At 35.9% G+C, this 24,967-nt stretch carries 20 protein-coding genes; all 20 read right to left on the bottom strand.

All coding sequences use genetic code 11. The features are described 5' to 3' along the window. The gene (locus QJV49_RS04370; protein WP_225511838.1) at nucleotides 1-621 is read right to left on the bottom strand and encodes a hypothetical protein; all 621 of its coding nucleotides are present in this window, start codon (nucleotides 619-621) and stop codon (nucleotides 1-3) included. A 146-nt stretch (nucleotides 622-767) separates the two neighbouring features. Further along, a complete protein-coding gene (locus tag QJV49_RS04375; RefSeq protein ID WP_225511836.1) occupies nucleotides 768-1,376 on the bottom strand; it encodes a hypothetical protein in 609 nt (202 codons plus the stop codon). After that, nucleotides 1,373-2,179, bottom strand: coding sequence for a hypothetical protein (locus QJV49_RS04380; RefSeq protein WP_128062378.1), 807 nt, complete (start codon nucleotides 2,177-2,179; stop codon nucleotides 1,373-1,375). The genes QJV49_RS04375 and QJV49_RS04380 overlap by 4 nt, the downstream gene beginning before the upstream one ends. A gap of 2 nt (nucleotides 2,180-2,181) precedes the next feature. Then, a complete protein-coding gene (locus QJV49_RS04385) occupies nucleotides 2,182-3,411 on the bottom strand; it encodes a phage tail tip lysozyme (RefSeq protein ID WP_021722640.1) in 1,230 nt (409 codons plus the stop codon). Next, nucleotides 3,411-5,342, bottom strand: coding sequence for a conjugation-related ATPase (locus tag QJV49_RS04390; protein ID WP_021722639.1), 1,932 nt, complete (start codon nucleotides 5,340-5,342; stop codon nucleotides 3,411-3,413). Before QJV49_RS04390 ends, QJV49_RS04385 begins: the two co-directional genes overlap by 1 nt. Nucleotides 5,343-5,411: 69 nt before the next feature. Beyond that, on the bottom strand, nucleotides 5,412-6,023 hold the full coding sequence (locus QJV49_RS04395; protein ID WP_225511835.1) for a hypothetical protein: 612 nt from the start codon (nucleotides 6,021-6,023) through the stop codon (nucleotides 5,412-5,414). Next, the gene (locus QJV49_RS04400; protein WP_032946809.1) at nucleotides 6,010-6,369 is read right to left on the bottom strand and encodes a DUF5592 family protein; all 360 of its coding nucleotides are present in this window, start codon (nucleotides 6,367-6,369) and stop codon (nucleotides 6,010-6,012) included. Before QJV49_RS04400 ends, QJV49_RS04395 begins: the two co-directional genes overlap by 14 nt. Before the next feature lie 150 nt (nucleotides 6,370-6,519). Further along, nucleotides 6,520-6,966 carry a Mov34/MPN/PAD-1 family protein gene (locus tag QJV49_RS04405; protein ID WP_021722635.1) on the bottom strand — a complete coding sequence of 149 codons (447 nt, stop codon included), beginning with the start codon at nucleotides 6,964-6,966 and terminating at the stop codon, nucleotides 6,520-6,522. Further along, on the bottom strand, nucleotides 6,963-8,780 hold the full coding sequence (locus QJV49_RS04410; protein ID WP_225511834.1) for a ThiF family adenylyltransferase: 1,818 nt from the start codon (nucleotides 8,778-8,780) through the stop codon (nucleotides 6,963-6,965). The genes QJV49_RS04405 and QJV49_RS04410 overlap by 4 nt, the downstream gene beginning before the upstream one ends. Next, a complete protein-coding gene (locus QJV49_RS04415; protein WP_225511833.1) occupies nucleotides 8,773-9,861 on the bottom strand; it encodes an SMODS domain-containing nucleotidyltransferase in 1,089 nt (362 codons plus the stop codon). The genes QJV49_RS04410 and QJV49_RS04415 overlap by 8 nt, the downstream gene beginning before the upstream one ends. An 11-nt stretch (nucleotides 9,862-9,872) precedes the next feature. After that, nucleotides 9,873-11,114, bottom strand: a complete 1,242-nt coding sequence (locus tag QJV49_RS04420; protein ID WP_021722632.1) for an SAVED domain-containing protein — start codon at nucleotides 11,112-11,114, stop codon at nucleotides 9,873-9,875. A 204-nt stretch (nucleotides 11,115-11,318) separates the two neighbouring features. Then, nucleotides 11,319-13,550 (bottom strand): pLS20_p028 family conjugation system transmembrane protein, encoded by a 2,232-nt coding sequence (locus tag QJV49_RS04425; protein WP_225511832.1) that lies wholly within the window; start codon nucleotides 13,548-13,550, stop codon nucleotides 11,319-11,321. After that, nucleotides 13,547-16,327: a VirD4-like conjugal transfer protein, CD1115 family gene (locus QJV49_RS04430; RefSeq protein ID WP_225511831.1), complete on the bottom strand. Its 2,781-nt coding sequence runs from the start codon at nucleotides 16,325-16,327 to the stop codon at nucleotides 13,547-13,549. Before QJV49_RS04430 ends, QJV49_RS04425 begins: the two co-directional genes overlap by 4 nt. Then, on the bottom strand, nucleotides 16,311-16,721 hold the full coding sequence (locus QJV49_RS04435) for a single-stranded DNA-binding protein (protein ID WP_081213683.1): 411 nt from the start codon (nucleotides 16,719-16,721) through the stop codon (nucleotides 16,311-16,313). Before QJV49_RS04435 ends, QJV49_RS04430 begins: the two co-directional genes overlap by 17 nt. Before the next feature lie 33 nt (nucleotides 16,722-16,754). Next, nucleotides 16,755-18,587 (bottom strand): hypothetical protein, encoded by a 1,833-nt coding sequence (locus QJV49_RS04440; protein ID WP_225511830.1) that lies wholly within the window; start codon nucleotides 18,585-18,587, stop codon nucleotides 16,755-16,757. Nucleotides 18,588-18,719: 132 nt separating this feature from the next. Beyond that, entirely contained in the window at nucleotides 18,720-19,061 is a 342-nt protein-coding gene (locus tag QJV49_RS04445) for a TrbC/VirB2 family protein (RefSeq protein WP_021722627.1), read from the bottom strand. Nucleotides 19,062-19,116: 55 nt separating this feature from the next. Next, entirely contained in the window at nucleotides 19,117-19,368 is a 252-nt protein-coding gene (locus tag QJV49_RS04450; protein ID WP_068872839.1) for a hypothetical protein, read from the bottom strand. A gap of 15 nt (nucleotides 19,369-19,383) precedes the next feature. Continuing rightward, nucleotides 19,384-19,992 (bottom strand): hypothetical protein, encoded by a 609-nt coding sequence (locus tag QJV49_RS04455; protein ID WP_225511829.1) that lies wholly within the window; start codon nucleotides 19,990-19,992, stop codon nucleotides 19,384-19,386. A 48-nt stretch (nucleotides 19,993-20,040) separates the two neighbouring features. Continuing rightward, nucleotides 20,041-23,898 (bottom strand): collagen binding domain-containing protein, encoded by a 3,858-nt coding sequence (locus tag QJV49_RS04460; protein ID WP_225511828.1) that lies wholly within the window; start codon nucleotides 23,896-23,898, stop codon nucleotides 20,041-20,043. 190 nt (nucleotides 23,899-24,088) lie between these two features. Further along, nucleotides 24,089-24,961 carry a hypothetical protein gene (locus tag QJV49_RS04465; RefSeq protein ID WP_225511827.1) on the bottom strand — a complete coding sequence of 291 codons (873 nt, stop codon included), beginning with the start codon at nucleotides 24,959-24,961 and terminating at the stop codon, nucleotides 24,089-24,091. Nucleotides 24,962-24,967 lie beyond the last annotated feature (6 nt).

The following is a 24,967-nucleotide window of genomic DNA, read 5'->3' on the forward strand; positions in this document are numbered from 1 at the left end:
CTAAAGAAAGAAATGTGTGTCCCAAAAACTGTCATCTGAAAAAAGAGAAGCTGATAATTCTTGAGTTTGAATTTCTTCTAAGTCTTCCATCCAGTTCTCTTCTTGTGATGTTTTTTTAGAATCATAGTGCGGTAAACAAATTTCTTTCCTTTGATAACTGGGAAAATCCCAGCTTTGATTATACATATCCTTTTTCTTAGAAAACCAGACATCGATGTTTTTAAGATAAAACCAGTTTGGTTCTGTGCCACTATTAGATGTAAAATCGGGTCTGATGATGGTTTTTGCACCATACACAAAGCTCTCATCCTCTTTCAAGCGAACCGTCCCGGAAAACTCTATTTCGTGACAAGTTTTTCTTAATTCAGCGATAGAATCAAAGACAAAAACTTGACCCATTCGACATACTTTATTCCCACTTTTCATTGAACACTGTGCATAATTTTTATTCGGATAAGGATTTCTAATTTTGGTTTTTTCCAGAAGTATGGAATGTCGCTCATTTTTATCATCTTTAACTACAAGAGAAACCTTACATTCCAAATAAATATTAGAAAAGACTTCTTCTTGAAAGAAAATAGGGTTCAAAATCAAAAGTGTTTTGTCACTGGTAATAGCCATTTTATCTAGTTCATACTTAATAAATTCATGCGTACTATTGACAATACCAGCTGAAACATTATGCCAACGTTTACCATCAGATAAAAGGAACGCTGTCTTATAATCTTCTTGGCTAATTTTGTCTTTTTATATATATTGATAAGCCATTATTTTCCAACCTTTCCAAGCTCTGTCACAGTTGTGATTTTCCTCGAACTTACATCATAGGTTACCTCGAAAATATAATGAGGGACATTTGATTTTAAATCTCCCGCACTTGCAGTATAGTCACAATCTATGAATGCTGTTATGTTTGTTCCTGCTTGTGGCTGAGCATAAACCTGTAAGCTATTTAATTGACTTTGAATCGCCCCATAGTCTGAAGTCCCCTTATCCGCAGACAAGGGAAAAAGTTTTTGTGAAACTTCTGGTATAACCCAGTCAGAAACTTCTTTTTGTCGCTCACTATTTGTAGTTTTACTTTGATCATAGTTGTAATACACCTTAAAAAGTGATTGAGTTAAAGTTTCTAAATCTGCCACATTTTGGTTGTTTTTTCCTGTTTTTGCATTTTGTAAAGCATCTTCAGCTCCCTGAAGTTGTAATTTTAAGTTTGAAATTTCTTTTTTATTTTTTGATGCAGCTTGCGTTGTGCCCTGTTCTTGTTTTACTCCTTCATTTTTACTTGCTGGAAAGATAAAAACAAACAATCCTGCAATAATAATCCCACAGACAACCCCTGTAATTAAAATAATTATTTTTTGTTTATTTTTCATTTGCTTCTCCTAACTTTTTTTAATCCGCTGGAGCTACCTATCACCTTAAACTTCTTCAATGGCCAATTAGGTTCTTTTATATCTTGCAAGTCTATCGATCGCCCTTGATCCCAATTTCTTTCAATCCAAATATTCGAGTATTTAAACTTTATTTTGGTTTTACGTTGAGTTCCTGTTTGATACCCACTTTCAATCCAGTTTTCAGATCTAAACGGGTTCCCTGTAAACATATATTCAAAACTTTGTACTTCTTCTTGAATTGAAATTGCTTTAGAAATATATGGTTGCCACTTTTTAAATTCTTCCTGTTCATCTATTTTATGAAAAGTTGCCAAATATAGGAGTTTTTTTGAAAAAAATATCCCAAAATAAAGAATTAAAGTACTCACAGCCCAATTACTTAGGCTATCTATCAGGGTAATTGTGATCCTTCTGTTCAAAAAACCAATTCCTAGGGCAAACATCAGATATAGAAACCATTTTGAAGTGAAAAACTTCCCTTTTTCCCCATTTGTTCCCATAAAAATTACAAGCGGAAGTAAAACCGACCCTATAAACAAAAGTATGAGCACAAAGCACATAAGATTTAAAACTGCTGTCCTCATCTCTACATTATTGAATGGCTTCATTGCAAGCACAAAAGCCATAAATAAGAGCGTTACAAGTACAATCGTAACATATAAAAGAATCCGCTCAGCTACAGTAAGCAAATTTAACCCCTGGAGGTTCCAAAATTTTCCTTGCTTAAGTAACGCCTTCACATCCAATAAAACCTTTTTTATATTTTTTTGTAAAATTTTCATTTTCATCCTTTCCCTTTAGGGTAAACATACGTAAGTATTTTAGCATCAGCTGCCGAAATGGTCGCATAACTTTCCTCAGGCTGTGTTGCTGAAGCTCGATCCATTCCAGAGTGCCCAGATACTACGTTACATTCAGAAATAATTAATGATCCATCTGGATTAACATATTCTACAAACGCAGTATGTCCTGCCTCAGAAGTTCCACGTCCTCCTTGTCCCTGTTTAAAATCAACTGCCGAATGTGCTACAGGTTTACCAACTTCACTGATAAAATTGGGATCACTTTGTCCCCAGACTGCCCCATTTCCTTCCGCAGTGGTAGACTCGTTGAATCCCATTTCTTTTGCACGATAGGTCACGTACCAAGCGCATTGATGCCCCCAAGGAGCACTTGTCATATCATCGGGATAACTTTTGAAATCGGGTCGTTTACCAATAGCTTTTTTCACTTCAGGACTCAATTGCTTGTAATATGTTCCCATAGGAATATTGCCTTTGATTTGTTCTCCAGTTCCAGATCCTGCATCACAGCCGCTATTTGCTTCTTGATAGCTATTATCCGTGTTATTATTTGCACCGTCGTTAACTGCGTCTTTAATACTTGAAGGGATATTTTTACCATCAAAGCTGGTGTACCACTTGAGCGCATTAGCTTTAATCTCTGATTCCTTAGTCTGCCCATCAGCAAGCGAAACCCCTTCATAGAGTACTGACCAATCAAGAGCAGCTTGTTGTGGATCTGTAGCTTTTCCTACACTCATTCGTGTTGAATTCTTAGATCCATTTAACTCGTAATCTAATAGCTTAAATTCATTAACAGCCGTCAACGTGGATATATCACCTGACTTAATTGAACCTTCAGAACTAATTCGATTACCGTTAATCGTGTTTCCCCAACCTGACCATTGAAACCAACCTGCGACACCTCCGCTTGGGTTGATTGCTTGTGGATTAAACCCAGATTCTCTCTCGGCAACCGCAACCGCTCCTGCAGCTCCTGCTCCTGAAAAGCCATTTGCTTTGGTTAAATGGTCAAAAATAGATTTTGCATTGGTATTTGTTGTATCCTTATTATCAGATGGATTCACACTTTCATTTTGAACGTCACTACAGCTTTGTGCTGAAGCAGCTGCTTCTCCTGCTCCAAGAGAGGCAGTCATCATTAAAAGCCCACCAAAACTGCTTCCTATCAATAAAAAGAGGATCACAAAACCAGCTAACCATTTTTTCATCAGTGCCATCCTCCATATTCTGCTAAATCTGAGGAATCATAATCTTGTGAAAAAATAATGCTTTGTCTACCTGCAATGTTCAAATAAAGCTGCCCTTGTTCAAGAGTTGTGATAGCATCTAATTCATAGGGGCTAATTTCTTCTTGTAAAATGTCTGCCAATAATTGCTTATCTGCACTTGATGTTTGACCAAAGACTCTATAGTTCATCATCCCGAAAATAGATTTCATAGCCGCTTGATACCGTTCTGCCTTGAATCCAGAGCCTCCAGAATTTAAAATCGTTTGAAAACTTCCTGCTTGGACAATAATGCCTGCATAGTTTTGTGAAAGTGCATCAATCATCTGAAGGGTGAGTTCGCTTGACGATGGTGTCCTAGGGTTAAGCATTTTACCTATATCCGTGATATTAACAATATAGTGTTCTACCTCAGATTCTAATAAGCGTGGATTTGTTTTCAAGCGTTGTCTCTGTTTTTTCCCATTTCGGATGACATCATAAGAAATCAAAGCCATGACCGAAAAGAGTTGAACGTTAAGATAGTCAGGTGTCCCAATCAATCCCGATAAATCAAAGGTCACTAAATGTTCTTCAGATAAGTCCGTAAAGTTCGTTGTTCCTTCAAATACATCAGGTTTTGTGTTCAATAGTTTTACAAAAGTAGAGAGAATACGTCGGTAAGAACGTTCCATTTCAGCTGTTTTTGCTAATACAAGTTGTCCTTCAATATACCCTACAAAATCTTTTAAGGTGGGATATTCACTCGCAGGAACTTTTGTTGCTTTTAATTCCTTCACGTGGAGTAGAGGATTACGATACCATAAGGGGTTATTTTCAGAGGGATACTGACAATAAAAAGCAGTGGCTAAATCTTCAAAAACATCGCAATCATCCGCAGTCGCATCAGGCTTTAAAACTTCAAACATATTTTTTAACTTTGCAATATGAAGACTAAATGACTTAATTTCATCTGTTTCTCCTTTTTCATTGGTTGCGCCTTGAAAGACTTGGAAAATATTGATTTTATTACGGTTTCCTGCCATATCTATTAAGATGCCTAGATTGTTTTCCGTATAGTTGTTAAGAAAAGGTGATTGATCCAGATTGATATTTCTAATAAAGTGATTCTGAGCAAAATTGTCATCAATCAAGGCAATTGAGAACGTTCCTTGTCCCATATTAGGTGTTCCAGAAATTAGCATAAAGGGACGTGTCCGAAATTGGTTTTTTAAGAGCCAGTCTAATTGAATGACACCATCGGTTTTCGTTTTACCGAAGTAGCTCCCAGTTTTATCTTCTAATTTGGTATGATCTAAAAAATAACCTCCTGCTAAATCACGGCTTTTAATGGGCCGATGACTCGGAGCATTCAATAATTCATCATGAGACTCAGGACTTGTAAAAAGAGCTTCTTGTTCAAAGTATAATTCATCAAGCATCACCGTACTTTTGAATTGACTAGCTTCATCTCGAATCTTTTTGACACGTGTCATCAATTTATCTTCTGTCAAATCATAAACAGCTAAACGAATGGAAATCCCTTTCATCTTTTCGTGTTTACGTGTCATATCATCAATCAAGTCTAACAAATCTCCAACTTCCTGAGCTTCACGGTTGTTATCTGTTGTTTTTCCATTAATGTCAATGCGACTTTCTTTTTCATTGATTGATTTAGCGGCTTTTTCTTCAACTTTTTTAGTGTCTAGAGACTCCACAGCAAGAAAAGAAACAACGTGATCTTGTTGAAGTAATTCTTTCAACCACATTCTCCCCAAGCCCTCTCTTGGATAATCATAAATACGTAGGTAAGTCACACACCCATCTCCGTACTGAATGTAGTGTGAGAAATATTTGGATCCTCCTTGTGGCTGAACTCGCATTAAAAAATCAATATCATAACCTTTTTTTTCATATTTTTTGAAGCTTCCCATTTATTATTCCTTTCCTAATTTTTTGTATAAATTCTTGTGTACAAATAAACGCAAGAATTTACACAACTTTTATAATTTCGTATTTATGTTATTGAGTTGAAAGAGCACTAGTTCTTTTTCCTTAGGTGTGAGCATTGAAAGGTTAAAGCGGTAAGATCGTGCCAAGCTGACAAGTTGCTCACTTTTTTTATGCAATTCCTTTGAACTTTCCCCATAGAGGAAAAGCAAGTACTCAATGTTGCTTAGACGTTCTTCCAAATCCTTTTGCTTCTCGATTTTTGCACGAATCATATTTTTTTTAATTTCTAATTGTAAGCTTCCACGTTCACTTGTGATTTTGGAAGAAGAAAGAATTTGAAGTTTTTGACGTAAGTGTACGACTTGAGAAGCTGTAGAAACAGGAAGTTTTGTCGTTTCAATAGTAAAGTGCTCATTTGTTTTGGATAAAAAGGTGTAAAAATATGATAAAATCATTCGCTGCTCTTCATAACTCACACTGGATGCACCCGTTCCTTCGATACGAAAAATCTGAAGCTCAGTGTCATCCACTAAGACCAATTCAGCTCCTTTAGTTTTGTTTAAACGTTTATAAAAAGTTTGTTCCAAAAAATTAGTTAAATTTTCCTTTTTTTCTTTGCGAACAGTTTTATCCTCTTTTTGTGATAATTTAGAAATTGGCATCTGTTTCTATTTCCTTTCCTTGGGATTTTTTCAGTGGTTTGAACTGCCTCTTGATCCGTCCTGTCTTAGTTCGCAAGAACAACAATAAGACTGTATAATTTCGTTTTCCTCCATTGGTATGTATGATAAGAAAAATAACAATGATTGCTGTAATCACATCAAAAATGAGCATATTCAGCCATTGACTCACAGGAAAGAAACGATTAAACCACCAAGTAACCCCTCCGCCTACAGCCATGATTCCAAAATCTACACCATAAAAAATCCCCATCTTAAATTTCGCAAAAATATCACGCGGGACACCGTAGTTATCACTCCCTTGATTCATTAAACTACCTACTTTCATATTATTTTCTTTGATTTTAACTTGTATCCAAATTTTCTGCTTTATCCCCCCACTTCACTTCCAAAAATCGCTCAAATATAAAAAAGTTGCCAAATATGACAACTTTTTTATTGATTAATATGGTGTTTTTATTTTGAATTAATATTCTATTTATCCTAAACTGATAGTTTCTTTGAGAATATTATTGTCAGAAAAAATATAAATACTGCTTTGTATTCTTTTCTCTATTTCTCCAATGATTATTAAAATCGGAGTATCACAGTTATATTTTAATGAGTTCTTTATATCAAGCATTTGTCTTTTGTCCTGTAAACTCATTTCGGGCAATGACATCGGATGAGTATGCCACTCCCCTAAATAGAACTTTTTTTGTTTCCACATTTTTTCAGAAAATTTATTAAATCCCCTTGTTCCTCTTTTAAAGCTTCTAGAATGGGATTGGGAATCAGGAATACCATAGAAAGCATCCGTAACAACTGCCGTTTCAAAATTATTAGAATAATACCCAAACAAAATGCCACCCGTTTCAAAAGGCAAGGATTTCAAATATTCTGATATAAACAATTCTTTAATCTCAGTATTAATTTCTACTTTCACAATACTTGTTCTCTCATAACTTCCTTTACTAATCCGAGTTTTCCTAGCTCAATAACAGTAATATAATTCTTATTTTTATTGAGATCTTCTTCAAGAATATTGATAGCAATACCTGATAAAATTTCTATATGATCAATCCTCGCAGGAAAAAGGGGATGCCAGCACCCTATCCCATCTCTTGGGAAAGATTCTGCGGGGAAATCTTCAGAGTCTAACTTTAGAAATGGCTGGATTTTTTTAGAAAACATTTCTTCATCAATTTTTTCTAAACTTGTGGAATATACATACAGATGTTTCGCACCTAACCCTATAGAAATTGAAAAAAACAAAGATTTTAAATCTACATTAGACAATACATTCAATAATTTATCATCTCCTGTTGTTTCTATTATTACATCATATTCTTGTAAAGCACTAAGATCACGTTTGATAAACTCTTCAAGACTTTCCGCAAAGTAATTCCCAATATAGTGGATATTACTACCAGACAAGCGCTTATGCACTCGTATAGCTTTTGCTTTATCTATATCGGATGCCAATAATCTATGACGAACTAAATTTCCCATCTTGAGTATATCAGAGTCAATCACATCAATATTAGTAACACCAAGTCTAACCAAAAGCTCTGCAATAGTAGAGCCTAATGCACCAACTCCTATAATGAGATATTTCAGTTGTCCAATTTTAGGCGTAATAGCCCCTCTGCTTGTCAAACTATTTTCTGACCAGTTCTCACTTTTTACCCAAGTTATTTCATTTGTTTTCGAAAAAAGATTATTCATATCAACATATTCATATCCAACTTTATTTTTTCTAAAACCTTTAAAATAACTATTTGTAGACTGATGATTTGATAATTTTGGTAATGAAATACCTTGCCAAAAGTACTCATGGTTCACATCTCCAAATTTCATAGGTATTGGGAACCCTAATACCATAAAATGATATAAACCGTCTCTTATCTCATTTAATAACGGCATAACATCTTTTTTAAAATCAATACCACTTTCTTTCAATAAAATTATTAAATCATGCCATGTTTTTGGAGCTTGCCACGGTTCAAGTTTAGGCATATTTTTCAACCTCAACCAGACACCTTTTTGCTCACCACTTTTTTCACCTGCAACATAGTTTCCCCATTTATATGACATTATTCTTTTATCTGCCTTTTTATAACTAGTTGAGCCTGCAAAAAAATCTGTAATATAAAATAATTTTTGATGCTGATTCTGTTCAATACTGCCTACTTTTATATTGCAGAATCCTTTATTCTGTGTTAACTTTTCCCACTGCAAAAATTGTTCCCTCTGCTCCGCAAAAACAATTTTTTTACGGTTATCATTCGGATAGGCTACCAGTTCAAATGCTTCTCCATCTCTCACTAATTCATTTAAAGAAGCTCTTCTAATCCATTCCAACGCCTGTACCACATAATGATATAATCTGTTAGAATCATTGCTTTCAGCTTTCAATCCTGGTTCATATTGCTCTAAGCAAAGATTACTTGCGAAGAATAACGAAGTTTCATTCTGTGGTGTGTGCGGAGATTGATGAGGATATATTTTGGATATTCCTCCCTTTTTAGCAGGATAAAACGTAATGCCCCCTTCTGGATATTCTATGCTTATCCTAATATACCAAGAAGTCATTAATGGGAAATCTGAGGTAACTTTTCCTCTATTTTTCAAATCTACTAAAAGAAGCCAATCCCCTTGAAAGAACGACACATCTTCAATTATTTTACAGTCATTTCCCAATTCATCAAGTATTCTCCTAGCTTTAATAATTCTTTGATAACTTTCTTCCTTATCCAAACCTAGCACTCCCGATATTTTTAGTGGCAGCACTTCTTTCTGAAAAGTTAGATTTTTGATTTGATAGATTTTGGGGTTCTGGAAATTCATTGCCAAATAACTCACGCCAATACTCTATACTGGTAGAAAACTCTTCCTCGTTAAGAGCTTTTCGTGCTTGCTTTGCCGCCTTCTCCACTAATTTATAAAATTCATTATAATCTTCATCACTTATTCTTTCAAAGACATCATGATCTGGAACACCGTGATCTTTCAATATAGGTTTCTGACTATAGTCATTAACAATATTTTCTAAAACCGATACAACTCCTTCTGCAACACTTTCAATACCATCTGGGCAGGTCACACCAATCAAATGTTCCAACGGATAACCTTTGGGATATTTAGGACTTGTATTTAACTTTTTCCACCATTTCAATGCCTTCACCACATTTACATAGTGCTTATTACAAGCACTATTTTTATCAATTGTCCAGTTAATTTGAGCCAGTGGGTTAGTTTCTTCCCACGTTTTAGTTTCTCTATCTGGAATCAATAAAACATCTGGATTTGCTTTTTTATTAGCATTTAAAAATATCGAATCAAAGATGTTAAAATAATCAACTGAAATAAGATTATTCTCTAAAGCTTTACTAATACTACCAGTAGTAATCCCTTCCTCACGCTGCATAAAATTTAGAGCCTCATCATCTTTTATCTCTGCAGTTACTACTAAGTCCAAATCCACATATGAGAGTTTAATACCTATAGATCTAGAATTAAATTCCCATTTATCTTTATAATGTTTATTTAAAAACGGAACAAACAAATTCATTGCTTCTTGTGGTGTTACTTTCTCAGCGTCAATATTTGTTACCACAATTATATCCACATCAGATCTTTTCCCATTTTTAGGTTTAACTGCCGTACTACGCTTATAGCTTCCTTGTAAAAATGTTGTTTGTACAATTTTTGATAATTCATCATCTGATTTCAATCTATCACGTAACGTATTGTATCCTCTTGCCAGATCTTCCATTTGATATTTAGATAATCTAATATTAGATAAAAAATCTTTAAAATATTGTTTTGCTTCTGCCATAAAATTCTCCTTTAACTTAATACTATTGAGTCCTGATACTTAAATGTTTTACGATTATGATGAAGTAGAGTCACCTTACCATACTGAGTTGCATGTTGTCCTAAAATAAAAACAAAGGCATTAGGAGCCGCGATAGCGAATTTCCACCTTTTTGACTTAATTTGTAGCCCTAGTGCCTGCAGTTTTCCATCTATTTCATAAAGAAGTTTAGCACAATGTTCTGCATCTATAACGTATCTTCTATCAGGTTTTTTTGGTTTTATTTTGAAAATACTATCTTTTTCAATGGAATAACTCTCTTCAATACTTTCACTTAGACCTATATTCATCAAATCTATAGTAATTATAAGATTTTCCCCTGTGTTTTCTATTAATTCATAATTTAGTTCCTCTTCACTAGCAGTATCTCTTTGGTAAGTGGACCAATCCCATACCTCATGATTTTGAACTGGAAATACAGTCTTATTAGATTTAGAGTGAGTATAATATCCAATAGTAAAAGCAACAGACTGAACAGAACTAATATTTAAAGAGTAGTCAATATTCGATTCTAGTTTATTCTGGGAAAACTCTCTAATTTCTGCTATTATTTCTGAATTCCATGCATCCTCAACAATGATATTTCCATCCGAAAAATAATCTGATAAATCCAGAAAATGTGAACATTCTTCAGACAATTTTTCTGTACCATCTATATATGTTCTTATCCCAATCTGCTCATATTCTTTTTCAACTTTACTTACTGAAACAAGATTATTTTCTTCCTTAATTACTGCTCGAAAATCTTCTTTCATTTGAGAAGCTAGTAACTGATTATCGAGACTCAGGTAACTTGTTCTTTTTAATTTTATTTGACTTCTTATTTCTAAAAAGTATTCTTCTAGTAAATCACGGTTATCAAGGATGGATAACCCTTTACTTTTTCTATCCTCACTAAGAAGCTCCTCTGCTTTACTAACCAAGAATTGGAGCTTCTCTTCTGAATCTGCACTTTCTCCGTTCCAAAAAAGCTCTTTATAATAGTTTTTCACTCTAAAATTTTCGTTCAGAAATTCGGAAAATACCCGTGTATCAATTGAAGAATCATCATATTTCTTTTTAAAACCACTTGTCGTTAAGTGGATGTCTTTTTTTATTCTCTTTATTTTTCTTCTATCTTTTAGACTGTCAAGTTTTTCACTGACTGCATCTTCAAATAGAATATCTCCTACTTTTATAATTATTGAAGTAGCTCCATTCCAAAGTATACCCATAAAATCTTTTTGTCCCTTTTTTCAATTCTAATTTGTCATTTTATCCTTAAAAGTTTATATCCCATTTTAAATTATTAAAGCTGTAAGATCAATCACCTATCCATATCACCTTCAAGCTTGAAGTTAACTTTCTCGTTCATAACTAAATTGTAGCATATTTTACAAATAAAAAACTTGCCAAATTTGACAAGTTTCATAAATTTTCTATTCTTCACTTTCAATCGAGTTAATATGTGGTTCAAATTGTTGCATGGTTTGCCCCGCTTGACTAAGGTTTTGAGAAGCTTTTTGAAGGCGAGCAGATTGCTTTTGTTTACGAACCTGCTTTGCCTGAGCTTTTGCCTCTTTTTGCCTTTGTTCATCCGATTGGTTCATCCGATTTTCAAGCAGATCAATGCGATTGGGTGTAGCTAGCAGCTCTTCAGCTGTTTCTTTTTCATTAGAATGCCCTGAAGGGTGAGGTGATTCTTGTGTCAAATCATTTTGAGTTTGGGTAGAATCACTAGAATTTGAACTTGAACCCGTTGCTTGCCCTGTTTTATTTTGTCTCATTTTTTCTTGAGCCTTTTCTCGACGTGATTTTTCAGGTTGAATGGGACTGCTGCTGGCATTTCCAGCAGGTTCAAACGGTTGTGCTTGTTGAGGTTTTTGCTCTTCATCTTGTGTAGTTGATTGTGTAGGCTGTTGAATATTTCTTTGTTGTTCTTTCTTAAGCGCTTCTTGTGCCTCTTTTTGTCGTTGACTTTCACTTTGTTTACCTGTAGAGTTTTGTGATTGGGCGCCATTAGTTGGCTGTCTCAAATCTGCTCCTGATGTTTTATCATCTTTTCCTGAAATTCCAGGCATCATAGTCAATCCTCTCATCCAATTTGCAAACCCGTTTACTTCTCCAGGTGTATTCTTGGTGGAATTCCAGCCAGCTTTAGCTGCCGCAGCTCCTGCTGGAGCAAGCATACCAGCAGCAAATTGTCCTCCTGAGAATGCAGCACGAGCAACCATAGCGCCTGCCATGACTTGTTTCAAAGCATTGCCGTGTCCTGAAGAAACACCCAAGAAGCTTTCCACAGCGCCTATTCCTGCAAATACACCAAAGAATACAACAACATAGAGGACAGCTTTCAAAATCGCTACAATCAATGATGGTAAACCTGCATCAAAGAAAGCTGTGGTCGATGTTATCCAATAAATAATGCCGACTGCAATCGCAACAATCAGGAAATCAAAGTATATTCCTAAAACTCCATGAAAGATATTCGCAATTAATTCTTTTACTTTTTTCGTATGACTTGCTTTTATCGCAGCTAAAACAGGTCCAGAAATCGTTGTGATTGTAATCTGTGTTACTGAAAGACCTACTTTAATGGTCATAGTTAAAAAGAGAAGACAAATGGCGACTAATGAGATAATGAGCGCTAACCAATTTACCTTATATCTTAAATAATTAGATTGGAACCAACTTTGAATATCCCCTGTCACTTTCGGACGTGGTATCAAACCAATATGACTGTTAGATGATAATTTAGAACTTCCTGAAGCAACAATCGGTGTGTTCGTAATAAGTTTATGTTCAAAAATAACAGTTGCTGGGGTTGCTCCACCACCACCGTCTTTATTTCCTAAGCTCTGTAATGTGTCATCTGACATTACACCTGCAATTTCGCCAGGAGCCCAGCCATCAATGGATTTAATAACATTATATTTAGAAGGATCTGCCACTGTACCATCTGATTGAAGGGGCACCTGCCAACCGTATGCATTTAAAGCATATTTATCAACCACATTGTTTTGAATTAAAGAAAGAGCAATGGATTTTTCACCTGAAGCTGCAGCTGTTTCTGTTACCGCATCTTGTGTAAGAGTTAACGTTTGTCCCACTGCCCAAGGAATAAAGCTAAACACTAAAGTTGCTAAAAAAACTGTTTGTAAGATATTTCTAAAAATTTTACTTTTTCCATTGAAAATAACAAAAACAGCGTAAATGACAATACTTAGACCAAAAACGATTATTCCCAATTTTTGCATAAGCGAATAAAGCTTACCAATTGTTGTATTTTGATTGCCTAAATCATTAAGAATAGTCATGAATTTGATAGAAGCATAGAAAACTTGTTGCAGAACATCTGCTAAATGAGCGAATCCTTGAACAATCCAACCTCCAAATGTTGCTATAGCTGTGGCCATAAATCCTGGCCACGCATACAAATAGTTTTGGAAATGTTGATAAAAGGCGATGGATTCTGCTTCATTAGCCACTGTTCCCCCTCCATTAGCTGTGGTCATCCAATCTCCGCCACCCTGAGGTATTGCCCAATTTTGAGCATTATCTGCACTTACTGCTAAAGGAATAATCATCAAAATCAAAAACGTCAGCATCATCACTCGTTGTGGTGTTATACATTTCTTGAATTTTAGCCATCTTTGTTTTATTAAAATCATGCGACCGCCTTTCTTGCTAATACTTGTGGATTAGGATTATTTCCAGCTGCTAATTGTTGTTCATATGTTTTCAGCTGTTCCAATTGTTCCGACCAGTCAATTGCAATACTCGATAATTTCAAATTGCGATGCTTGGTTTTGATTGGAATGTCTGCCAGTGTTTTCTTCTGATCAAATTCTTCAAATAAAAACATATACCGTGAAGGAAATTCAAACTTTCCTGTGACTAGAATTGGATAATTTGACGTCTTTTGACCTGCTTTTGTCTCTGCTTTTACTCCAATAGAAATAAAGGCTTCCCCCGATTGCAATTTTTGCAACTGGTTCTTTGTAACAACAGGTTGTTTGACAGGATCATACGACACTGAAACGTGATCTCCTTTTTCACCTGAGACAGCTTTTTTACGTGCCATCACTGTTTTTTCTCCTGAAAGTTCTTCAAATTTTTTCATGGTCTGTGTGGAAACAGATTTAATATATTCATTAATCGAGCAGTTAGATAGGATTGTTTCTGCTACTTTTTCACCATATACAGTACCAATTTGTTCTAAATTTTGCACTACTAAATCAAAGAGAAGTCCAAAACCAGCACCAATAGAAAGTTTTGTATCTAGTGCAGGAATCATCGGCAAGTTCCCAAACTCATCCAATAAGAAGTGAATACGAGTATAAAGACGTCTATCATTATCTAGTCCCATATCATAATTGGCATTGAAAACCTGATCCACAAAAAGACTCACCATCGCCCCAAACGCTTTTTTATTCGGGGGCATTACCAAAAAAACTGCCGTCGGTTGTTCTGAATATTTAATTTCCACATCTTTTTCATCAATGGTAATCCCATCAGTTGTCTGCGCTTTTGTTTTCTTAACCGCTCCAGATTTTGTACTTGTCAGCACCTCTAAACTTCGCCGATCAATCTCAATAGATTTTATTTTTTTAAATTGCTTCTTGACGTTAATGGTTACTTTTTCATCAAATTTTTCCAATTTAATTTGAATGACAAAGTCATTAGGAAGGGTCGGTTCAATGGCAAAATTCAAGTAACCCGCCACGTCCACAATAACCTTTTTATTGTTGATTATTGGCTTCCCTTTTTTATCTAAAATAGAAAGTGATGCAATTTGATTGGCATACGGATTATCTTCCTCTAAGTTTGTGCTTTTCCTTAACTTCACAGAGAGTTGTCGTGGGAAACCGAGTGTTGTAATATCCAAATTATTTTCACTTGTCATCCTGGCAATGGAATCATTGGCAAATAGTTTCAAGCCTTGCAACATACTTGAGAAAATAGAACCTTTGGTTTCTTCTCCTGCAAAGTTAGATTGTCTAAATGAATTATCTGCCATCGTCAAAAATGGTGAAGCTTTCAATTTATTTGTTCTTCTCAAGTCATCAAAGTAAACCGTAATCTTGCTCTTCTTCTCTAGGCTACCATCTTCCAATTGACTATCATAAATTGTTCCCTCACTATCCACCCAGACAAATTCCGATCCCAGTTGATTTAACAGGCTCATCATATTGGGAACAGTTACAGTTTCCCATTCTTTGGTCATTTTTGCCCGCCAAATCATTGCCATAAATAAAGCTGAAAAAAGAAACATTGAGGAATCTTCCCAGAACTTAGCGTTTCCACCTGCTTCTGCTTTAGCTTGTCTATAAAGGGATTCTGCGACAACGTCAACTTCTGTTTGTACTTTTTCGTAGTAACCTTTTTGGGCATAAGCTTTTGCTAACTGTAAAGGGTTATTACTCATAGAAAAGTCAACGTTTTGATAATTCAATACTTGAACGTTATAGCCACGTTTCCTGAGTGTTCCTGAAGCCATTTGGAAGAGTTCACCTTTAGGGTCTCCGATAACCATTGAAGCTTGGAGCTGTGCTCTAGACAATATATCGACCATCACATTGACAAAGGTTTCCCCTTTGCCTGAACGTGTCATTCCTGTAAGCAAAGTATTGACTGTTGTTTGATCAATATAATAAGAACCGCTGGGATTTTTCACAAGACGTAAAACTTGCTCACACTGTGAAATTCGTTTTCCTATCTTAGCAAGTTTTTTGATGTGCCATTTATCATTATCATTGACAAATTCATCCGCATTTTCTTTGGTTTTATTTTCAAAATCAACACGTGGAAAGTGACAAATCATTTTGCTTTTCAAAGCAAATTTACTTAAATCAAATCCTGGTTTTAATTCATGTGCAACGGGCACGCCTCCATATCCTGCAAAACGTTTCCCTCGGTTAGGAATTTTAGTGTATGTTTTTTTGAGTTCACGTTCAGTAATGAGGCGATCATCTCCTTGCTCATTTCCGTTATAATCACGATGAACAGCATAATATTTTTTCACAAGTTGGTAAAATACAAGTCCAAATACAACCCAAATGGGGATTGTCAAGATTGGCGCTCTAAAAAGTAAGCTAAAATCAAGACTATTTGCAAGATTAACCACTTGCCAATCAAAGGTTGGGAAACTACCAGATCCTCCTGCTGTCAAGAAACCAATAGTGTATCGAATAAAAGAAACGAGCCAGTTGGTTACCATTCCTGCCACAATAACACTTCCAAAACTTAAAAGTGGCAATATCAACCTACTTCGGATTTGAAAAAGTGGTTTAATTTCTTTCTTAAATCGCTCATCTGAAGTAAGACGGCTATAAAGGCTCCAAAAGCCAATAAAGAGAGGTGTCGTCACCCCCAAATAAAAAATAGCTCGAATTTTAGTGAATCTTTGATTATTTTTTAATTCTTTGGGTTTAATCATCTCTCTCATCCATATCTCGTCCTACAGGAGGATAAACCTGTGTATCATCTTCGATTCTTTGGTTCCGATTTTTTCTAGATAATGCCATTTCAAGACTTTCACCGTAATCGTATTTATCTACTTGAAGAAAAGTATAATATCTCTTTTCTCCATTTTCATCTGCATAGATTCGTGTTCCTAAATCTCCAGACAATGTCAAAGGACTTCCTTTAGATAAGGTGTCATAAAGTGTCTCTGCTGGTTTCCCATAAATGACCGCAGAAACAGTGAAGTTCAAATACTCATTGCCTTCTTTGATACGACTTCCTGAGATAAATGTGAAAGTCAGTTTAGATTTTCCACTTTGTGTTTTTCCAAATATAGGTTCATTTGCCACACGACCAGTTGCTATGTAATTATTCATAGTATTTTCCTCATTTTTTCTTTCTATGATTTTTTATTTTGTGAAATTATTAAAGAGTACCCAACCCCCTGAAAAACTTAACAAGCCAATAGCAATAACAACAACAAAGGCTACTAGAGTTAAAAGTCGATTTTGCTTATATTGATATTGCAAGAATGAGAGAACTGCCCCTTTAGATGTTGTATGTCCAGGTGTTTCATTTAAGTTTTCTTGAATTTGAGTATTTTCGTATGCTTTTTCTTGTGTATCTATATGTGTATTTTGTTGTGTAACTTCTTGCACGTGTTCTTGAGCTACCTTATTCTTAATTTCTCCTTGAGATGGAGGAGAAATTCCGGCTTTCGGATCAAGTGAAGTGGCCTTCGGTAAGTCGCCCAACTCATCTAATAAAAAATGAGAATGAGAGAAATTAGGTGTATGGAACTGCTCTACACCTGAGTTAACTTCTTCTAGATTCAACAAAGGTTGAAGTTGAATATTTAAGGGCAATGCCAAGTTCTGTTTGTAATAAACTTCAAGTGCTTTTTGTTGCACTTCTGACAGATGATAAAGTTCTTCTCGAACATTATCTGCTTCTTTCTTCCTTTCAATTTGCAAATCTAAAAGTGCCTCTCCTAAAAATGCTCTGAGTTGCGCTGTTTCATTAGAAAGTACGTTTGAGAGTTCATTGTGCACTTGATTTTTTGATTCATTTTTAATTTGCTTCAATTTTTCTTCTAAGGCAAGCGAAGCTTCATGCTTGATGGTTTCAACACGCAACTCATATGCTTTTCTTTCTTCAAGTAAAGCTAACTTTTCTTTATCTTTAGCACGCTTTGATTCAAAGTCCAGAGCTTCTTGTAATTTTTGAGCTGCAGTATACACCAATTTGTTTTTTAATTGAACACGTTTATCTTGTTTTTTTAAGCTTATTGCCAGTTGATTTTTCTTTTCTACCTCAAAATAGGCCATTTTTCGCTCAAAAATTGATTTTTGTAATGTTTTACTTTCTTGATTAAATTGATCAATTTCTTTGTTTATAGTTTCTATTTTTTCTGAAATTGGAATTGGAACAAAGAAATCAGGTGAAGTAGTTTTCAATTGGAAATAAGTGAAAGAGTATGGTTTAAAATCTATTTGTTCTTCCCTTGAAATGAGTGGGGGTGAAACTTTTTTTACAATTTCTTCTTTCTCTATATTTTCATGGTTATGGGCTTTATTAATTTGTTTTTCAGCAATTTCTGTAATATTTTTAGAAGTCTCTTTTTCTTCTACCTCTTGGGTTTCTGGTGCCCCTCCTTTCTCAACTAAAACTTCAGCAGCACCAGTTTCTTCTTTTTCTACTTCTTCTAATTCTTGATTTTCTTCCTTAGTATTTTTTTGATTTTGATAAAACGGAATAATGAATTCCACATACTCTTCATCATCCCACTCAAAATCTGGCAATAACGGTAAATGCTCATTACCTAACCCACTACTCTCCTGCCAAGCTTCAAAAATTTCTTTTAGGTAATTCAATTTTTCTTCAAAAGGCACTGCCGAAAAGGGCATTAAGTTGAACATTGCCTCAGAAAGTGGTTTTAATGCATTTTCATAGTCATTTGCAATTTCAAAATCCGTTAGAAATAGTTCATCTTCTGTAGAGGTAACTCCCTCCTGATTCAAAACCAATTCCATTTTTGAAATCAGAAACGTCTCTTCAGCATCCAGCTTTTTCGCTAATTCATTAAAAATTTTCTCTGCATTTTCAAAAGTAATTTGAGGAAAAAACCTCTTATCTTCCTCATCATCTAAAAAAGACTGGATTTTTGACTTCTCTAGTTTTGAAAGTGACAGCTTGAGAAAATAATGATCTTTAAGTGTTGTTTTTTTCTTAAATAATTGCATAGTTTACCTTTCATTTTGTTCTTTTCTTGATTTTATCCTGCATTCAAAAATCTTGCTTTATGCCCCCACTTCACTTCCGAAAATTTTTAAAATAATAAAAAAAGAACCACCTTTACAGTGATTCTTTTGTAATTATTTAAGATTCAAGTAGTTCATGTACCAAGCAATAAATTGTCCAGCTCCAAAGATAATCACAATGGCAACAAGAATCCCCCACCAATAACTTCGTACCCATTTTTTGACTGCTTTACCGCCTAAAGCATAAGCAACAGCCGTTGCGACAACCACTAGAATGATAATAATAACAGACCAGGTTTGAATTTTAGTTGTTAAATTTGCCGCATCTGTTTGTGTTTTCGCAAAGGGATCAGTCGCAGATGCAGCAAAAGTAACATTTGCTTTCAAAATAAAGCCTACCATTAGTGTACTAATTGCCGTCCAAAGTGCAACTGTCTTATGTTTCAATAACATCATTAAAAATTTCCTCCATTTCTGATACTCAGTTTACTGTATTTTAAGTTTTTCAGCTTTATTGTGCCAATTCACTTCCAGAATTAGAGTTTTCTTGTGTTCGCTTCTGACGTTCTATCAATTTTTTTCGTTTTTCTACAATCATTTCATCAAACATCTGTTTTTGTTTTTCAGCAATGTAGAGTGCTTGATAGTGTGCTAGAATTTGTTTTGGATCTTCTTCAAAAGCCTCTGCAACTTCTTTGAAGTAACGCGAAATCTCTGTAATTTCTGCTGTCTTATATTTTTTTCGTTTTGTACTTATTGCCATATCTAATTGCCCTTTCTACTGACGGATAATATTGATTTGAGTATTCGGATCTTGAGCTTGAATACTCTCAATAGTTTTTTCTAGTTCTTGTTGTTGAACACTTTCTTGTGCATTTTGTTGTGTAGACTGTTGTGTAACTTTTTGCGCACTTTCTGTTGTGGTCATCTCGTTTTCTGCTAAACTTTTGGCAATTGCTAAAGCTTCATCATAAGAAACCGTGGAGTATCCTGTGAACCCGTTGTATACTGCACTATAAGTAAGAGGCGTTATAACACTGTTTACTTGTGCTGTAGTAGAAGCAGTTAGATTTTTTTGTTTTAATTCTTTAGCTTGTTCTGTTTGTTTAAAAGAACTTGAAAAACTGCTTGAACTCTCCACTTTTTTCTTGCTTGCTTTTTTTTCAGAAGCCTGAGTTTTAGATGTTTTGACTTTTGATTTTGAACTTTGTCTACTAGAAGAGGAAACAGTCGCTTTCAAATGTCCTTGTGCCGTTTGGAGTTGTGATTTTGTTCCTATTCCTGACAAATAAGCAACTCCAGCACCTAGTGCTCCAAGAGAACAAACTCCTACAAAGATGATTATCAACAATAATGAATTTTTTCGATTAAAGAGGTCTTTTTTCATATTCCTCAACTTTCACTATAAAGAATGAGTTGTGCTCATCTCTACTTATTATTTATCTTCAGCATTTTCAGCTGATTTTTTTGGAAAATAACGACGTTTAATGATATCTGCTCCACCTACAAAGAGTGAAATTCCAAGTAATATCATACCTAAACGTGCTAGATAATGCTGTGTCGCTTCACCAGTCTTTGGTAAGAAAATATTGGCAATCTTTTGGAGAGTATCTTGTAATTTGGCATAGAAAGTATCTGAATCACCTACTTTTTTGCCTGAATTCTCACCAATAGCTGTCACCGTGGCTTTGTCTCCATGAAGTTGACCATTTGGCAATTTAGGAAGTTCTCCATTTCCAAGGATTACTTCACCAGGCTTCAGTGTCAAAGCCTTCCCATCTGCTGTTTCAAGAGCTCCTCCAGAGGCTATTTTAAGGGGCTTGCCATTAAAAGTCCATGTAATATTTTCCACCTTGACATCTCCCTCAATCGTTTGATCTCCAGGCGTCACTTTGTTTAAGTTCTCAGAACCATTATTAGTGACTTTGAAGAAGATTGGGATTTTGGTATTACCAATCGTCGCAAACGTTTCCTTAGTGTCGTGGTCATTTGGTCCTGCATTGTTATCCTTGTCGGTATTATTTCCTTGCCCTGCGGTCGGATATGCGACATTAGATTTTTCAATATCAATACTTGGTTTTTCTTCTGGAGTTTTGGCATACCACTTGTCCTTATCTCCCACGGTTTCGTTAGAAGTCACCCCTACTGCAGTAACTGTAAATTCATCTCCGTGTGTTTCTCCTACAGGAAGGGCAGGGAGAAGTCCATGAATTTCTATGGTTTCTTTGGGTTGAAGCACTAAAAGCTTACCGTCCAGTAAAAATTCACCCTTATCATTAACAGTCAACGCTTTGCCTTTGTAAGTGACTTTAATCTCCCCTACATTGACTTTACCCACCAGTGTTTTATCTCCAAAGAGGATATGGCTAAGTGCCTCTTTTCCGTTGTTGGTAATCAAGCCAGAAATATCCGTTGTTTTATCCTTTTGAACAATTAATGCGCTCTTTTCCGTATCATGATCATTCTCTCCAACGTTATTGTCCTTGTCAAAGTAGTTCCCGTTTCCTGCTTGCGGCACTTCTTTACCATTTGTTTTCTCAATATCAATACTTGGTTTTGGTACTTCTGGTTGAGTTTCTGGCTTATTCGTTAAACTCATCTTAGATAAGGCTACAAAAGGATTATCTTCTGTGGTATCTCCCACCACAATATTTCCTTCGTCGTTGGGGTTCTTGCCGCTTGAATTATCAGTCACATTATAGGTACGTGTAGAAAAAGGTTTTGAGCCATCTTCATTGGTTGAAGCCGTAATCGTAAGTAAGTCGGTTTTCGTATCATGACTCATATGGATATAAATATCTGGAATCTTATCGTAACCATCAATTCCTTTGGTTTCAGACATTTTCCAATCCCCGTAAACCAGTTGGGTTGCTCCATAACCGTCTTCATCAGTCGCAGGATTCACCCCTGTAGTGACTTTAATTGGTTCAGCCGTTGTCCCTTTCTCTGGGGTAAATGTAAATTCAACTCCATTGTAACCTGAACCATTGGAGGTCGCACCAGCAGTTTCAGCCAATTTTTGGAAAGAAATTTTTGCTTTAATGATTTGTTCTTTTGAAGTTAAACCAGGAACGACAATGTTTGCGGTTTGATCATCTTTTTTAGTGATTTCAAACTCGTGTTTGGTTGAATCAACAGTATATCCTTCTCCTGCATCTACTTCTTGGACATAGTATTTTCCTTCAGCTAAATTCCCAGCTCCAATTTGGAGCTTGTTGTCCTCCATGTCAATAACAACATCGTCTCCTGTTTTGACCACATTCCCATTGATCACCATCTCCGTAACCTTATCCCCTATTTGGAGTTGAGCTTTGGGCGTATCGCCCCATTTTACGGAATCACCTTTCTTGTGAGGACTTGACCCAGTCGAATTATCATTATAGAAGAGTTGATATTTGGCATCTTTCATCACGGCTTTACCGTCTTGATTTTTACCTGTTTCTTTATCTTCTTTGCTTAAGCTAAACTGACCTTTCACTTCCTGATTGGTTCCCGCTGCTTCATCAAAAACCAGCTGTGTCTTATTGTCTTTATAAGTCAACTCAACATCCACTGGTTTGAAGGTTAAGACAAATCCATTGGAAGCTTTAATTTCTTCCACGTGGTATTTGCCTAGTGGAATTTTATCACTTTTTGCTTTCCCATTGGCATCCGTTGTTATGGTATAGCTTGTCCCTTTATCTGCACCATCGAGCTTAGTAATCTTGAATTGATTTCCTGCCAGAGAATAATTACCATTCCACAGGTCAGTTCCTGATTCAACTCCTTTTTTGACGATAGAGATTTGACCTTGAACGGCATCATTTGTCAAATCATTGCCAGAAATCATTGTGGTTTTTCCACCCGAAACATGTACTTTCACATCTGGACGTTGAGTTTGACCAGTTGAAGACCACTTATCTGAAATTTCATGAAGGGTATAATCACCTGGTGGTAATGGTTTTGATTTTGGAGATTTCCCTGACCCATCAAGTGTAAGCGTATCTACCACTTTCTCGTTTTTGTCGACGACTTGGAACTTCAAATCTGTGAAGCCATAGTTACCATTAGGAAGATTGTCCCCATATTGTGCGGTTGTTTTATCCAGCTGTAAATAACCTGAAGGGTTTAAGGTTGGACCTTGAGTCCCAAAGAGAGATTGGATAATTGAACCTTGAAGCTTGTTTCCTAATGTATCTTTAAAACTTAATGAAATATTATTGTTTGGTTGCAAAGATACATAAGAATTTGGAGACAACGTCGATTTGTCCTGTGAAATCGTATCATCCGTTGAAGCTGTTAAGACATTGTCCTTCAATATCAAATTTGTCGGATCAGAAATAAAATAACCTAAACTTGTGTTGGAAACATTTGCGGCTTGTCCTGCATCAATATCTGCCACCTTGACCACAGATAATGAGTTTGTGGGTAAAGCTTGCCCTGTATCCTCATTTACATATGTAATTGTTGCATTTATAGAATCTGGAATTCCAAGCGTACAACCACCATAGGTTGCTCCAGATCCTCCGCCTGAGCCGCCTCCTTCAGATCCTCCACCATTATCTACAGCTTTCACACCTGTCATGACCACTACATATCCTAATGTGATATTACCTGAACCATCGTTACGAGCCGCAACCATAAGTTTGTATCCATCCCCAAAAACATCCCTAGGTGTTGTGCTATCAGAGGAGTCGTAGTAAGTGGCATCTTGTATCGTAACCTTTATACCAATCGGAACATACTTGCCAGACGAAACTTCAAAGGCCTGACCGACATTATGAATCCCTACATATTGTCCTGGACCATCTACATAGTTAAAATTGTCTGAATCCTGGAATCCATCACTTGACATAATAGCGTTCTTGACAAAATTGTAGTTTGGAATTGACAAGTCTGCAGGATTTGCGGAGGCAAGTGACCCTAAACTTGTTCCTGCATAAGATGTTTGTCCATTGTACCATCCAACTTTCTGTCCACTGCCATCTGAGTCAACTGCGCCAACATAATAATCAGGATTCGATCCCTCTGTTAAAGCATCTACCCCTTTTTGAATATTTGACCATGCCGTATTGGGAGTTTTGTAAACAGGACTTGAACCAATTGAACCCATTTGAGTGAAATCAGATGGAAGTGTTGCCGCATGTGTAATAGTTTGAATGAGTGAGGGGTTGATAAGCCCTGCCGTTACAACACCACCTACTAGGAGTGTTAAAACAGAAGCTCCGTAAAGCCATTTTTTTCCTGACTTCCATTGGCGGAAACGAGAGTTTTTGGATTCTGTTTGAGCCGTTTCCAATTTGTTTTTCTTCATGTAGAAAAATCTCCTTATTATTAGTTTAAGCCATGAGATTCATTCTCGAGCGGTGAATCTCAAAACTTAGTTTGAGTTTATCTTGTATTCAAAAATTTTGCTTTATCCCCCCACTTCACTTCCAAAAATTGCAAAATAAAAAACGGATAACTGATATCCGCTTTAATTCTTTTATTCCATTCAGGACTTTTTACCATTTAGCTCCTGGTTGTTTGTTATTTGCATTTCCTGTTCCCGCATTTTGTGCTGCTTCTTCTTGTTTTGCCAATGAATCAGCATCTGTGCCAGATTGCCAACCAGCAGGTGCATTTCCACCACCTTTATTAGATGGATTTGACTGTGCTGGAGTTTGCGCTGCTGGCGCAGTGTAATTTGGTGCACTTGCTTGTCCTGTTGCAGCCTGTGATTGACTGTAGTAAGTGTTATTATCTTGTGCAGGAACTTTCGAACCTTGAGTTACTTGCGGCTCAGAAATTTGTGCTGTATTATCTTTTTGTACTTGTTGTGTGGCTTGAGTTTGTGCATCAGTTTCTTTTTTATCTTGCGCTGCTTGATCCGCTTTGGCTTTAGTAACTGCTGCCTCTCTTGCTTTCACACTTGCATTGATTTTATTTTTTAAATCTGTTTTAAGCGCTTTGCTCTCAGAACTCAGATTATTGACAGCAGTTTGAGCGTTTTCTTGTTTTTTGGCATTGCCATTATCTGATTGGAAAGTTGATACAGCTGATTTAGCCATATTTTCCAATTTCACTCGTGCTCTGATAGCTCCAATATTGTTTAATAATCCTTCTTTTGTTTTTTCATTTGTTACTTTAGCTACCGCTTCATCTGCGGCTTTAAGATTTTGATCAGTTGGATTCTTTTCAGCAGTTTCTATAGCTTTTATCGCCGTTGCTTCAACCGCTTTCTCAGCTTTAATTTTAGCATCTCTAGCCTTTTGTTCCTGAACTTGTTTGGCTTGTACAGTATTATTGTGGTTCACAACACCTACTGTTACACCACCTCCCGCAAGAACAAGGACTATAGCTGCAGTAATTCCAATTTGTTTTTTTGTAACTTTCATCCAATT

The organism is Lactococcus sp. NH2-7C (assembly GCF_029953655.1).
Classification (GTDB): Bacteria; Bacillota; Bacilli; order Lactobacillales; family Streptococcaceae; genus Lactococcus; species Lactococcus lactis.

What these genes read in the sequence shown, in the direction of transcription:
- QJV49_RS04370 (WP_225511838.1), bottom strand. Translation starts at nt 621, where the DNA reads ATGGCTATTACCAGTGACAAAACACTTTTGATTTTGAACCCTATTTTC.
- QJV49_RS04375 (WP_225511836.1), bottom strand. Translation starts at nt 1,376, where the DNA reads ATGAAAAATAAACAAAAAATAATTATTTTAATTACAGGGGTTGTCTGT.
- QJV49_RS04380 (WP_128062378.1), bottom strand. Translation starts at nt 2,179, where the DNA reads ATGAAAATTTTACAAAAAAATATAAAAAAGGTTTTATTGGATGTGAAG.
- QJV49_RS04385 (WP_021722640.1), bottom strand. Translation starts at nt 3,411, where the DNA reads ATGAAAAAATGGTTAGCTGGTTTTGTGATCCTCTTTTTATTGATAGGA.
- QJV49_RS04390 (WP_021722639.1), bottom strand. Translation starts at nt 5,342, where the DNA reads ATGGGAAGCTTCAAAAAATATGAAAAAAAAGGTTATGATATTGATTTT.
- QJV49_RS04395 (WP_225511835.1), bottom strand. Translation starts at nt 6,023, where the DNA reads ATGCCAATTTCTAAATTATCACAAAAAGAGGATAAAACTGTTCGCAAA.
- QJV49_RS04400 (WP_032946809.1), bottom strand. Translation starts at nt 6,369, where the DNA reads ATGAAAGTAGGTAGTTTAATGAATCAAGGGAGTGATAACTACGGTGTC.
- QJV49_RS04415 (WP_225511833.1), bottom strand. Translation starts at nt 9,861, where the DNA reads ATGGCAGAAGCAAAACAATATTTTAAAGATTTTTTATCTAATATTAGA.
- QJV49_RS04420 (WP_021722632.1), bottom strand. Translation starts at nt 11,114, where the DNA reads ATGGGTATACTTTGGAATGGAGCTACTTCAATAATTATAAAAGTAGGA.
- QJV49_RS04425 (WP_225511832.1), bottom strand. Translation starts at nt 13,550, where the DNA reads ATGATTTTAATAAAACAAAGATGGCTAAAATTCAAGAAATGTATAACA.
- QJV49_RS04430 (WP_225511831.1), bottom strand. Translation starts at nt 16,327, where the DNA reads ATGAGAGAGATGATTAAACCCAAAGAATTAAAAAATAATCAAAGATTC.
- QJV49_RS04435 (WP_081213683.1), bottom strand. Translation starts at nt 16,721, where the DNA reads ATGAATAATTACATAGCAACTGGTCGTGTGGCAAATGAACCTATATTT.
- QJV49_RS04440 (WP_225511830.1), bottom strand. Translation starts at nt 18,587, where the DNA reads ATGCAATTATTTAAGAAAAAAACAACACTTAAAGATCATTATTTTCTC.
- QJV49_RS04445 (WP_021722627.1), bottom strand. Translation starts at nt 19,061, where the DNA reads ATGATGTTATTGAAACATAAGACAGTTGCACTTTGGACGGCAATTAGT.
- QJV49_RS04450 (WP_068872839.1), bottom strand. Translation starts at nt 19,368, where the DNA reads ATGGCAATAAGTACAAAACGAAAAAAATATAAGACAGCAGAAATTACA.
- QJV49_RS04455 (WP_225511829.1), bottom strand. Translation starts at nt 19,992, where the DNA reads ATGAAAAAAGACCTCTTTAATCGAAAAAATTCATTATTGTTGATAATC.
- QJV49_RS04460 (WP_225511828.1), bottom strand. Translation starts at nt 23,898, where the DNA reads ATGAAGAAAAACAAATTGGAAACGGCTCAAACAGAATCCAAAAACTCT.
- QJV49_RS04465 (WP_225511827.1), bottom strand. Translation starts at nt 24,961, where the DNA reads ATGAAAGTTACAAAAAAACAAATTGGAATTACTGCAGCTATAGTCCTT.